9 protein-coding genes are annotated in these 12,888 nt (G+C 63.3%); 4 read left to right on the forward strand and 5 right to left on the reverse strand.

Features of this window, described 5'->3' with window-relative positions; translation table 11 throughout:
* Window positions 1-197: 197 nt before the first annotated feature.
* Window positions 198-1,472, forward strand: a complete 1,275-nt coding sequence (locus QUH67_RS11715; RefSeq protein WP_300946839.1) for an acyl-CoA dehydrogenase family protein — start codon at window positions 198-200, stop codon at window positions 1,470-1,472.
* A gap of 193 nt (window positions 1,473-1,665) precedes the next feature.
* On the opposite strand, the gene QUH67_RS11720 is transcribed toward QUH67_RS11715, so the two are convergent.
* Complete coding sequence (locus QUH67_RS11720; protein WP_300946840.1) at window positions 1,666-3,246, reverse strand: fatty acid--CoA ligase; 1,581 nt, start codon at window positions 3,244-3,246, stop codon at window positions 1,666-1,668.
* A 244-nt stretch (window positions 3,247-3,490) separates the two neighbouring features.
* A complete protein-coding gene (locus tag QUH67_RS11725; protein ID WP_300946841.1) occupies window positions 3,491-4,363 on the reverse strand; it encodes an SDR family oxidoreductase in 873 nt (290 codons plus the stop codon).
* 100 nt (window positions 4,364-4,463) lie between these two features.
* Between QUH67_RS11725 and QUH67_RS11730 the strand changes: the two genes are divergently transcribed.
* From QUH67_RS11730 to ppc, 3 genes are all read left to right on the forward strand, one after another.
* A complete protein-coding gene (locus tag QUH67_RS11730; protein WP_300946842.1) occupies window positions 4,464-5,276 on the forward strand; it encodes a crotonase/enoyl-CoA hydratase family protein in 813 nt (270 codons plus the stop codon).
* A 164-nt stretch (window positions 5,277-5,440) separates the two neighbouring features.
* Window positions 5,441-6,988 carry an acyl-CoA synthetase gene (locus tag QUH67_RS11735; RefSeq protein WP_300946843.1) on the forward strand — a complete coding sequence of 516 codons (1,548 nt, stop codon included), beginning with the start codon at window positions 5,441-5,443 and terminating at the stop codon, window positions 6,986-6,988.
* 196 nt (window positions 6,989-7,184) lie between these two features.
* Window positions 7,185-9,980: a phosphoenolpyruvate carboxylase gene (ppc, locus tag QUH67_RS11740; RefSeq protein ID WP_300946844.1), complete on the forward strand. Its 2,796-nt coding sequence runs from the start codon at window positions 7,185-7,187 to the stop codon at window positions 9,978-9,980.
* 160 nt (window positions 9,981-10,140) lie between these two features.
* Here ppc and QUH67_RS11745 read toward each other — a convergent pair whose 3' ends face one another.
* The 3 genes from QUH67_RS11745 to QUH67_RS11755 all read right to left on the reverse strand — a co-directional run bounded on the left by QUH67_RS11745 (window position 10,141) and on the right by QUH67_RS11755 (window position 12,765).
* Window positions 10,141-11,055 carry an SDR family oxidoreductase gene (locus tag QUH67_RS11745; RefSeq protein WP_300946845.1) on the reverse strand — a complete coding sequence of 305 codons (915 nt, stop codon included), beginning with the start codon at window positions 11,053-11,055 and terminating at the stop codon, window positions 10,141-10,143.
* 151 nt (window positions 11,056-11,206) lie between these two features.
* Entirely contained in the window at window positions 11,207-12,346 is a 1,140-nt protein-coding gene (locus QUH67_RS11750; RefSeq protein WP_300946846.1) for a thiolase C-terminal domain-containing protein, read from the reverse strand.
* Window positions 12,347-12,351: 5 nt separating this feature from the next.
* On the reverse strand, window positions 12,352-12,765 hold the full coding sequence (locus QUH67_RS11755) for a Zn-ribbon domain-containing OB-fold protein (protein ID WP_300946847.1): 414 nt from the start codon (window positions 12,763-12,765) through the stop codon (window positions 12,352-12,354).
* Between the last annotated feature and the right edge of the window lie 123 nt (window positions 12,766-12,888).

The raw sequence follows: 12,888 nt of genomic DNA on the forward strand, positions 1-12,888 counted from the left end.
GGCGGAGAATATGATCGCGATACTACCGCGCGCCCGCTGTCCCATGCCATCCAATTACGCAAGGCGCCCGCGCGTGCCAAGGCCGATTCCGTTGCTTGACTTGGACGTGGTCTTGCAACCTAAATCGATCCGAGCATCAGCGCCTTGTAGCGCCTAAACGCAAATCAAAACAGACGACAATTCCGGGAGAAACCACCTTGGATTTCAACCTGCCGGCCGACCTCACGGCCTATCTCGACGAACTCGACGGCTTCATCGCGCGCGAGATCAAGCCACTGGAAGAAGCCGACGACAACATCCGCTTCTTCGACCATCGCCGCGAATGGGCACGCACCGATTTCGAGAACGGCGGCCTGCCGCGGCATGAGTGGGAAGCGCTGCTGCGCAAGGCCAAGAACCTTGCGGACGACGCCGGCCATCTGCGCTTTGCGATTCCGAAGCGGTACGGCGGCAAGGACGGCTCCAATCTCTGGATGGCGGTGATCCGCGAGCACTTTGCATCCAAGGGCCTCGGCCTGCACAACGACCTCCAGAACGAGCATTCGATCGTCGGCAATCTGCCGATCGTGACCATGCTCGACCGCTACGGCACCGACGAGCAGAAGGCGATGATCGACGGTTCGATCCGCGGAAAATACCGCATCACGTTCGGCCTGACCGAGCCTAACCACGGCTCCGATGCGACCCATATGGAGACGCGGGCGGTTGAGGCGGCTCGGGACAACGTCAAGGGCTGGATCATCAACGGCGAGAAGATGTGGACGACCGGCATGCACGTCGCGACCCATTGCGCGCTGTTTGCCCGCACGTCGGGCAATGACGGCGACGCCCGCGGCATCACCTGCTTCCTGGTGCCGGCCAAGAGTCTTGGCGTGAAGGTCGAGGAATACATGTGGACCTTCAACATGCCGACGGACCATCCGCGCGTCAGTTTTACCGATGTGTTCGTGCCCGAGGACGCGCTCTTCGGCGAGGTCGGCCGCGGCCTGTCGCTGGCACAATGCTTCGTGCACGAGAACCGCATCCGCCAGGCGGCGAGTTCCCTGGGGGCGGCGGTCTATTGCATCAACGAAAGCGTCAAATACGCGCGCGAGCGAAAGCCGTTCGGCAAGGCGCTGGCCGAGAACCAGGCCATCCAGTGGCCGCTGGTGGAGCTTGCGACACAGGCCGAGATGCTCCGGCTGTTGATCCGCAAGACCGCGTGGGAGATGGACCAGCTGACGCAGGCGCAGGTCGAGCACACGCTCTCCGACCGGGTGTCGATGTGCAACTTCTGGGCAAACCGCCTGTGCTGCGAAGCCGCCGACCGCGCCATGCAGGTGCATGGCGGCATGGGCTATTCACGCCACAAGCCGTTCGAACACATCTACCGTCACCACCGCCGCTACCGCATTACGGAGGGCAGCGAGGAAATCCAGAAGCGCAAGGTCGCGGGATTCCTGTTCGGGTACATGGGGGCGGGGAAGCATTAGGGAGAGACGCGCGCAGCCCTCTCACCACGTCGTCCCTGCGAACGCAGGGACCCATAACAACAGGACGCGGGTTGAGGCACCAGACGAAGATAACTAATACTTCCCGTATCACTAACGGCACGGCGTATGGGTCCCTGCGTTCGCAGGGACGACGGTGGGGGTGAAAGGTCGCTCCCAAACCTTACGAACGAGTTCAATTCACCTGGCGATCTTTCCCCGCCCAATAGGGCTCGCGCAGATTCCGTCGCAGAATCTTCCCCGACGGGTTGCGCGGCAAGGCCTCCAGAAAGTCGACCGATTTCGGTGTCTTGAATCCGGCGATGCGCTCACGCGTAAAATTGATGATGTCGGTGGCAGTCGCGTGCTTGCCGGGCTTCATCACGACGATCGCCTTCACCGCTTCGCCCCATTTGTCGTCGGGGATGCCGATCACGGCGGCTTCGGCCACATCCGGGTGATCGCACAGTGCGCTCTCGACTTCGGCCGGATAGATGTTCTCGCCGCCGGAGATGATCATGTCCTTGATGCGGTCGTGGATGTAGAGGTAGCCGTCCTCGTCCATGTAGCCGGCATCGCCGGTGCGCAGCCAGCCGTCGGCGCCGAGCGTTTTGGCGGTGGCTTCGGGCAAGTTCCAGTAGCCAGCCATGTTGGAGCCGGAGCGGGTCGCGATCTCGCCGACCTCGCGCGGCGGCAAAGGTTCGCCGTCAGGATCGAGAATCGCAAGCTCGATGCCCGGCAGCGCCTTGCCGGCGGAGCGCATGCGCTCGAGCCCCTCAACGTGGTCCTCGGGCGGCAAAGCGACGATGGTGCCTGTCGTTTCGGTCATGCCGTACATCTGCACGAAGCCGCACTTGAACACCTCGATGCATTCCTTCAGCAGGGCTGCGGGGATCGGCGAGGCGCCGTAGAGCATGTATTTCAGTCGAGAAAAATCCACCTGCCGCGCCCGGGGCTGACGCACCACGAACTGCATCGCGGCGGGCACCATAAAAAGCTTGGTGATGCCGGACTGCTCAAAGAAATCCAAAACCTTGGTCGGGTCGAACTCGCGCGCAATCACGCCTTTGGCGCCGTGGTAGAGCCCCATCACGCCCCAGCCGGAGCCGCCGATGTGGAAGATCGGCATCGCCACCAGCGAGACGTCATCGGTCGACCATCTGTTCCAGTCGGGCTTCTCGGCCTCGCTGCCGGTCTGCACCAGATTGAGGAAGTTGGCGTGCGACAGCATCGCGCCCTTGGGCTTGCCTGTCGTGCCCGAGGTATAGAGCTGGATCGCGATGTCCCTTGGGCTGATCGGCACCTTCGGATCGTCGCTGCTCGCAGCATCCCGCCACGCCGTAAAGTCCTGCCATTCCGGCGCGCCGCCCTCGGTGGTGATGACGTGGCGCACGTCAGGCAATTGCGGCTTGATGCTGCGGACCTGGGTGATGAATTCGGGACCTACGAACAGCACCGGCGCCTTGCAGTCGCCGACGATGAAGGCGACCTCCGGCCCGGCAAGACGCCAGTTCACCGGCGCTATCACCACATTGGCCTTCATCGCACCCATCAACAGTTCGAAATAGATGTCGCTGTTCTTGCCGAGATAGGCGATGCGCTCGCCGGGCTTGACGTCGAGCGCTACAAGCGCGTTCGCAACGCGGTTGGTCTTGACGTCGAACTCGGCAAAGCTGGTCTGGCGCCCCTCGAATTCATAGGCCAGCGCATTGCCACGTGTCTTGGCGCGCTCGCGCACCATGTCGGCGAGGTTTGCCGGTTGTTGCGAAGTGGACATGTCTCTCCCGCAGTGTCTTGTTTTGGTTGCGCGGAGTTTGGGGTCATCCGGCAACAAAGACAATACAGGATAGTGATTGCAACGTTTCACTGTCGTCCCTGCGAACGCAAGGACCCATACGCCGCAGCCCATCGGTGACACGATGGCGCTAAGGACCTTCCGACCCATTTCTGCCGGTGGCTATGGGTTCCTGCTTTCGCAGGAACGACAGCGGAGATTTTCGCAGGGACGACAACCCAGACAGCTATCCCCGTGCCGCGCGGTCCTTCTCGTTCTGCGCCTTGATGGAGTCGCGCGCCTGGTTCCAGTCGGCGTCGCTCCAGTCGCGCAGCTGATAGAAATTGCCGCCCATCGCCAGCGCCTGCGCGCCGTCCATGGCGATGGTTTCGCCGTTGATCCAGTCGCAGCCGCCGGAAATCAAAAACACCGCGAGGTTCTGCAGCTCCTCCATGGTGCCGACCCGGCCCATCGGGTTCATCGCCTTGGTTCGCGCGCCGGCTTCGTCACCGGGCTTGATCCGCTTGCTCATGCCTTCGGTCGGGATTTCGCCGGGCGCAATGGTGTTGAGACGGATGCCGTGTTTGCCCCACTCGACCGCGAGCGACATGGTCATGGCGTGGATTGCCGATTTGCTCATCGCCGACGGCACCACATAGGGCGATCCGTTACGCACCCAGGTCACGGTGATCGACACCACGTTGCCGGGCAGCTTGGCGGCGATCCAGCGCCGGCCCACCGCATGCGTGACGTAGAACGTGCCGTGCATCACGATGTTGGCGACGGCATCGAAGCCGCGCGGCGAAAGCTCTTCCGAACGCGAGATGAAATTGCCGGCGGCGTTGTTGATGAGGTCTGTGAGGGGGCCGGAGGTCCAGATCGCCTCGATCATCTCGTCGACCGCCATCGCGTTGCGGATGTCGACGCCATGGCTGACCACGCGTCCGCCATACTCGCCCATCAGTTCGGTCGCGGTCTCGTCGCAGACGATCTTGCGGCGGCCGCAGATATGAACCTCGGCGCCCAGTTGCAGAAACCGCGCCGCCATGGACTTCCCGAGGCCGGTGCCGCCACCGGTTACGAGGATGCGCCGCCCGGCGAGAAGCTGATCGTTGAACATCGTTTCCACCCCGGCAAATGTCTGTTAATTGGTCGATTGACTAAAACCGGACTAGGCCGTTCTGTAAAGCGTCAAGAGATGAAAGGGTGGAGGAATTCTCATGGAGCAACGCGTTTCGATCTCGATTTCGGACGGCATCGCCGATGTCCGGCTGGTGCGGGCCGACAAGATGAACGCGCTCGATGCGGCGATGTTTGAGGCGCTGGTGGCCGCGACCGAGCGGCTCGCCAATGAAAAAGGCGTCCGGGTCGTGGTTTTGTCCGGGGAGGGACGGGCATTCTGCGCTGGACTCGACATGGGGCGCTTCGCCGCCATGAAGGAGAACGGCGGTAATGGGGTCGCCGGCGGCGAGAAGCGCGACCTCACTGCACGCACGCATGGGTTGGCGAACTTCCCGCAACAGGCGGTGTGGGGCTGGCGGCAACTTCCGGTGCCGGTGATCGCCGCGATCCAGGGCGTCGCGTTCGGGGGCGGGTTCCAACTCGCGCTTGGCGCCGACATGCGCTTTCTGACGCCTGACGCGCGGATGTCGATCATGGAAATCAAATGGGGGCTGGTGCCCGACATGGCGGGCACGCCGATCCTCGCGAGTCTCGTGCGCGACGATATTTTGCGCGAGCTGACCTATACCGGGCGCATCTTCTCCGCCCAGGAAGCCATGAGCTACGGTCTTGCGACGCGGATCTGCGACGATCCGCGCGCTGCGGCCTTCGAGGTCGCGCGCGAAATCGCCGGCAAGAGCCCGGATGCGATCCGCGCCGCCAAGCGAATGCTGAACCAGCTGTCCGTCGACCCGGCCCCCGCTCTGCTGGCTGAATCCGTCGAGCAACAGAAATTGCTCGGCAGTCCCAACCAGACCGAGGCCGTGCGCGCCAACATGGAAAAACGCGCGCCGCGGTTTGCGGAGGCTTAACCACATTCCATCATGGCCGGGCTTGCCCCGGCCATCGACGTCTTCTTGTCCTGCAACGGAAGTAAGACGTGGACCATCAGAATATCTGGCACGAAGACGCGTGTTGCGCTTCGGCCCTATGATCACGACCGCAAGAACGTCTCTCAGTGAAGAAGAACAAGGCAATGACCGAAAACTCCTCCCTTTTCCTAGGCATCATCAGTGGCCCGCGCCGGCGCGGCCACGATGAAGTCGCCGATCGCTCTGAACGTATCGCCAGCGGTCTGCAGAAACTCGGCGTGAAACAGGGCGACAGCGTCGCGATGCTGATGCGCAACGACATCGCGTTCATCGAGGCGGCCTATGCCGCGATGCGGCTTGGCGCCTATGGCGTGCCTGTGAACTGGCACTTCAAGCCGGAAGAGATCAATTATGTGCTGAAGGATTCAGGCACCTCGGTGCTGATGGCGCATGCCGACATGCTGCATCAGCTGCGCGAGGCGATTCCGCAAGGCGTCACCGCGCTCAGCGTGCCGACGCCGCCGGAAATCCTGGCCAATTACAAGATAAATCCCGATCATCTCGCGACGCCGGATTTCGCCATCGATTTCGAATCCTGGCTGCAGCAGCACCCGCGCTATGACGGGCCGGCGGTGCCACAGCCGCAGAACATGATCTACACCTCGGGCACCACGGGCCATCCCAAGGGCGTGCGCCGCTTTGCCCCGACGCCGGAGCAGACCGCGAACGGCGAGCGCATGCGCGCGATGATCTACGGCCTCAAACCGGGCGCCCGCGCACTGCTGCCGGGGCCGCTCTATCATTCCGCGCCGAACGCGTTCGGGCTGCGCGCAGGCCGTCTCGGCGGCGCGCTGGCGATCATGCCGCGTTTCGAGGCGGAAGAATTCCTGCGGGTGGTCGAGAGCGAGAAGATCGATACCATCTTCATGGTGCCGACCATGTTCATTCGGCTGATGAAGCTGCCGGAGGAGATCCGCAGGAAATACGACATGTCGTCGTTGCGCCACATCATCCATGCCGCCGCGCCGTGTCCCGCCGACGTCAAGCGCGCGATGATCGAATGGTGGGGGCCGATCATTTACGAATTCTACGGTTCAACTGAATCCGGCGCGGTCACCTTTGCCACTTCCGAGGACGCGCTGAAGAAGCCCGGTACCGTCGGCAAGATTTCGCCGGGCACGGAGCTGCGCTTCATCGGCGACGATGGACGGGAGCTGCCGCAGGGCGAGATCGGCGAAATCTATTCGCGCATATCGGGCAGTCCCGATTTCACCTATCAGAACAAGCCGGAAAAGCGCACCGAGATCGATCGCGACGGCTTCATCACCTCGGGCGACGTCGGCTATATCGACGCCGACGGCTATGTCTTCATTTGCGACCGCAAGCGCGACATGGTGATTTCGGGCGGCGTCAACATCTATCCGGCCGAGATCGAAGCCGCGTTGCATGCGCTGCCGGGCGTGCATGATTGCGCGGTGTTCGGCATTCCCGATGCGGAGTTCGGCGAAGCGCTGATGGCGGTGGTGGAGCCGCAACCCGGCATCACGCTGGACCTCGCTTCGATCCGCGGCCAGCTCAAGGTCTCGCTGGCCGATTACAAGGTGCCCAAGCACATCGAAATCCAGACCAACCTGCCGCGCGAGGATTCCGGTAAAATCTTCAAGCGCCGCCTGCGCGATCCCTATTGGGAGAAGGCGGGGCGGAAAATTTAGGGCGAACAGAACATCAGCGTCGTCATGCCCGGGCTTGTCCCGGGCATCCACGTCTTTTGGCACCGAGCAGGAAGACGTGGATGGCCGGGTCAAGCCCGGCCACGACGGGGTGAATACAAGCCTCCATCTTTATCTTGCACCGCGACAAAAAACTTGCACACTCGGAATGGCTGGGCAGTTTCTGAGGTAGCGAGCCATGTCTTTACAGACGATGCCATCCCAGACCACCCCTTCCGAGACCGAAACCCGGTCAAATCGCGTCGAAGACGCGGAAGATGCCAGGCTGAGGACCGATATCCGACTGCTCGGGCGGATTCTTGGCGATACCGTCCGAGATCAGGAAGGCGCGGAGGTGTTCGACCTGGTCGAGCGCATCCGCCAGACCTCGATCCGGTTCCATCGCGACGAGGACAAGCTGGCGCGCCGGGAGCTGGAGGCCATGCTCGACGGCATGTCGACCGCCGACACGGTCCGGATCGTCCGCGCCTTCAGCTATTTCTCGCATCTCGCCAACATCGCCGAAGACCAGAACAACATCCGCCAGATGCGCGGGTGGGGTGTCGGTGGCGGACCGCGAACGGGCGCGCTTGCGCAGACATTGTCTCACGCCAAGGCGGCCGGCTTCAGCGCCGCCGATCTGCTGCGGTTCTTCGCGGACGCGCAGGTCAGTCCGGTGCTGACGGCCCACCCAACCGAAGTCCGCCGCAAGAGCACGATGGACCGCGAGATGGAAGTCGCGGCGCTGCTCGACCGGCGGGAACGCATGAGGATGACGCCGGAGGAAGCCGACGCCAGCGACGAGCAATTGCGCCGCGCCGTGCTGACGCTGTGGCAGACCAACCTGTTGCGCCGGACCAAGCTGACGGTGCTCGACGAGGTCGAGAATGGCCTGTCGTTCTACGACTACACGTTCCTGCACGAAGTGCCCCGGCTGCATTGCGCGCTGGAGGACCAGCTGAACCAGGAAGAGGGGACGTCCGGCGAACTGGCGTCCTTCCTGACCATGGGTAGCTGGATCGGCGGCGATCGCGACGGCAACCCGTTCGTGACAGCCGATGTCATGCGCGGCACGCTGCACCTGCAGTCGAGCCGGGTAATGAACTTCTATCTTGAGGAGCTGCATGCCCTCGGATCGGAGCTGTCGCTGGCGGCGCATCTTGCCGACGTCTCCGACGAACTGCGCGAACTTGCAGCGCGCTCGCCGGACACCTCGCCGCACCGCAGCGGCGAACCGTATCGGCTGGTGGTATCCGGCATCTATGCCCGGCTCACGGCCACCGCGCTGCGACTGGAAGTCGAAACCACCCGCCGGCCGGTCGGTGAGGCCGCGCCTTATGCCAGCGTCAAGGAATTCAAGGCCGAGCTGGATGTGCTCGACCGCTCGTTGATCGCGAACAATTCCGGCGTGATCGCGCGCGGGCGGCTGCGGCTGTTGCGCCGCGCCGCGGATTGCTTCGGCTTCCATCTCGCCCGGCTCGACATCCGGCAGAATTCGGCTGTGCATGAGCGCACGGTCGCCGAACTGTTCGACGCGGCGATCCCGGGCATGTCCTATCTGGCGCTCGGCGAGGATGCCCGCGTCAACCTGCTGCTGGGCGAGCTGCGCAGCGCCAGGCCGCTCAGCTCGGCCTTCATCAAGTACAGCGAGGAGACGCTCGGCGAACTGGCGCTGTTCCGCGCTGCCGCCGAGGCCCATGCCAAATTCGGCGCCGACGTGATCTCCCAATGCATCATCTCGATGTGCAAGGGCATGTCCGACATGCTGGAGGTCGCAGTGCTGCTGAAGGAGGTCGGCCTCGTCAATCCGTCCGGCCGCAGCGCGATCAACATCGTGCCGCTGTTCGAGACCATCGAGGATCTGCAGGCGTCGGCCGGCATCATGGACCGGATGCTGTCGCTGCACGACTACCGCAAGCTGGTGGACAGTCTCGGCAGCGTGCAGGAAGTGATGCTGGGCTATTCCGACAGCAACAAGGACGGCGGCTTCGTTACCTCGGGCTGGGAGCTCTACAAGGCCGAGATTGGCCTTGTCGAGGTGTTCGAGCGCCATCATGTGCGCTTGCGGCTGTTCCACGGCCGCGGCGGATCGGTCGGCCGCGGCGGCGGGCCGAGCTATGACGCCATCATCGCGCAGCCTGGCGGCGCGGTAAACGGTCAGATCCGCATCACCGAACAGGGCGAGATCATCTCCAGCAAATATTCCAACGCCGAAGTTGGCCGCAACAACCTGGAGATCCTGGCGGCCGCCACCCTGGAAGCCAGCCTGCTGCATCCCCGCCAGAGCGCTCCGCGCAAGGAATATCTGACCGCGATGGATCAGTTGTCGGCGCTGGCATTCAAGGCCTATCGCGGGCTGGTCTACGAGACCGAGGGCTTTGCCGATTATTTCTGGGGGTCGACCGTCATCAACGAGATCGCGACGCTGAACATCGGCAGCCGCCCGGCCTCGCGCAAGAAAACCCGCGAGATCGAGGACCTGCGTGCGATTCCGTGGGTGTTCAGCTGGGCGCAATGCCGGCTGATGCTGCCGGGATGGTATGGCTTCGGTTCGGCGGTGGACGCATGGATCGCGGAGCATCCGGAGCAGGGCATGCCGTTCCTGCAGGAGCTCTATCGCGAATGGCCTTTCTTCCGCATGCTGTTGTCGAACATGGACATGGTGCTGGCCAAGAGCTCGATCGCGATCGCCTCGCGCTACGCCGAACTGGTGCCCGACGTGAAACTGCGCGAGAGCATCTTTGGGCGCATCCGCCGCGAATGGCACTTATCGATCGAGACGCTGCTCGACATCATGGGTCACGAGCGGCTGCTGCAGGGCAATACACTGCTGGATCGTTCCATCCGCAACCGCTTCCCCTATCTCGATCCGCTCAACCACGTGCAGGTGGAATTGTTGAAGGAGCACCGCGCGCAGAACCCGGACGAACAGGTGCTGCGCGGGATTCAGATCACCATCAACGGGATTTCGGCGGGGTTGCGGAACAGCGGGTGAGGGGGCGCGGACGCCTCACCCCGTCATTGTGAGGAGCGAAGCGGCGAAGTAATCCATGCATCCGAGGATGCCGAGAGATGGATTGCTTCGCTACGCTCGCAATGACGGTGGAGACTGGCTCCTGCCATCTCCACTCGCGACGACGGGGAGTGCGCGCGCCTCAGATCGGATCCCAGGGGAAGATGTCGGCGGAGCGATCGAGCTTGTAGAACGATCCCTTAAGCGCCGGCATGCCGTGCTCGGCGATGGTCTGCGGCGTCCAGCCTTCGCTGCGCTGCACCGAGCGGATCGGCCGGTTCTGGCTGAACAGGAATATCTCGTTCATCCGCACGCCGAAGATCTGCCCGGTGACGTCCTTGGCGGCATCGGACATCAGATAGGCGCAGATCGGCGCGATCTTCTCCGGGCCCATCTGCTTGATCTTCTCGACGCGCGCCTTCTCGGCCTCGGTCTCGGTCGGGATGGTGCCGATCATGCGGGTCCAGGCGAATGGCGAGACGCAGTTCGAGCGCACGTTGAAGCGGCCCATGTCGAGCGCGATCGACTTGGACAGGCCGACGATGCCGAGCTTGGCGGCGGCGTAATTGGCCTGGCCGAAATTGCCGATCAGGCCCGAGGTCGAGGTGAAGTGCACGAAGGAGCCGCTCTCCTGTTCGCGGTAGATCCGGGCCGCTGCGTGGGAAACATAGAACGAGCCCATCAGGTGAACCTTGATGACGGCCTCGAAGGCCTCCACGCTCATCTTGTGGAAGATCATGTCGCGCAAAATGCCGGCATTGTTGACCACGCCGTCGAGCCGGCCGAAATGGTCGGTCGCCGTCTTGACGATCTTGCTCGCGGGGATCGCTTCCGCCACCGACTCGAAGTTGGCGACCGCGGTACCGCCCCGCTTCTTGATCTCCTCGACCACTTCCTCGGCGGGGGCTGCGCTCGAGCCGGCGCCGTCGGCGGCGCCACCGGGATCGTTGACCACGACCTTGGCGCCTTCGGCGGCGCAGAGCAGCGCGATTTCACGGCCGATGCCGCGGCCTGCGCCGGTGACGATGATGACCTTGTCTTGCAGTGATTTTGCCATGATTTTTTTCCGTCCTGTTTTGGTGGCCGACGCAGACCTCTGCTCGTCATGCGCGGGCTTGACCCGCGCATCCATCCTTTCAGAAGAGGATGGATTGCCGGGTCAAGCCCGGCAATGACGGATTGAGGACAGCGCTTGGGCCAGCCATTTCCTAGCGTTCGTTCGTAAAGATAATCGTGCCCGACGCTGCGAACATGCCGCCGACGCCGTGGCAGACCGAAATCTTCGCGTCCTTGACCTGCGCCGGCGCGATGCCGCGCATCTGCCGCACGCTTTCCTGCAGCGCGTACATGCCGTACATGCCCGAATGCATGTAGCTGAGGCCGCCGCCATTGGTATTGAGCGGCAGCTTGCCGCCGGGGCGCGTGTTGCCATCGGCGATGAATTTTCCGGTCTCTTCGTGCGGCATGAAGCCGAGATCGCCAAGGCCATAGAGCGGCAGATGCGCAAAGGCGTCGTAGATCATCAAATGATCGACGTCCTTGTGGGTGATGCCGGCTTCCTTGAAGGCGAGGGGGCCTGCGACCTTGAAGGCGCGCGAGGAGTTGAAGGTTTCCATCTGGCTGACCATCGGCGTTTCCACGCTCTCGCCGGTGCCAAGGACATAGACCGGCTTGTTCGGAAAGTCCTTGGCGCGGTCGGCCGAGGTCAAGATCAGCGCGCCGCCGCCGTCGGTGACGAGGCAGCATTGCAGGATGCGGAACGGATAGGCGATCATCCGCGAGTTCAGCACGTCCTCGACGGTGATCGGCGCCTTCATGGTGGCGCGCGGATTCTTCGCGGCCCATTCGCGCTGCACTACGGCGACCATGGCGATCTGCTCATGGGTGATGCCGTAGGTCTTCATGTAGCGCAGCACGGGAATCGGGAACATGCTCGGTGGGCCGTAGACGCCGAAGGGGGCTTCGAACTGGCCATTGAGGCTGTCTGCCGGCGTGGAGCGCGGCAGCTTGCCGATCATCGACTTGCCACTCTCGGCATGGGTGATCAGCACGGTCTTGCAAAGCCCGGCCTCGATCGCGGCCGCCGCGTGGCGGACATGCAGCATGAACGAGCAGCCGCCGACGGAGGTGCCGTCGACCCAGGTCGGCGTGATGCCGAGGTAATGGGCTATCTGCTGCGGAGTTTCCACGGCGGTGGCGATGCCGTCGATGTCGGACAGTTTCAGTCCGGCATCGGCGATGGCGTTGAGCGCCGCATCCGCGTGGAGCTGGATCTGCGACATGTTCGGGATGACGCCGAGTTCGGTGGTCTCGGCTGCGCCGACGACGGCGACTGCGTTTCTGCGCATGGTGCTCAGCCCTTCGCCGGACGGAACAGGGGAAGGGTGATCTTGTCGTCGAGTTTTTCGAACGCGACTTCGAGCTTCATGTCGAGCTCCAGCGCCTCCGGCGTCTGCGGGCAGTCGATGATGTTGCTCATCATCCGCGGGCCCTCGTCGAGTTCGACGACCGCGATTGCGTAAGGCGGTGTGAAGCCGGGCGCCGCCGGGCGGTGATTGATGACGTAGCTGTAGAGCGTGCCCTTGCCGCTGGCCTTGAAGACCGAGACCTTGCGCGAGCCGCAGGAGGGGCAGAACGGGCGCGGCGGAAAATAGACATTGGCGCAGGCGTCGCAGCGCTGCAGGCGCAACTCGCCGGCCTGCGTGCCCTCCCAGAAATGCTGGGTTTCAGGCGTGGGTTTTGGTTTTGCGCGCGCGGGCTCCGCCATATCGGCTGTTCTCCTTCGGGATACGGGCGTCCACCCGCTTGTTGCGGTCTTGATGCGACATTGACTGATCTCCGTCAACGGTCCCAGCAGCGGCGCTGCCGCATGGCCGCATTCCCTGCGCGT

This window comes from Bradyrhizobium roseum, from assembly GCF_030413175.1.
Classification (GTDB): Bacteria; Pseudomonadota; Alphaproteobacteria; order Rhizobiales; family Xanthobacteraceae; genus Bradyrhizobium; species Bradyrhizobium roseum.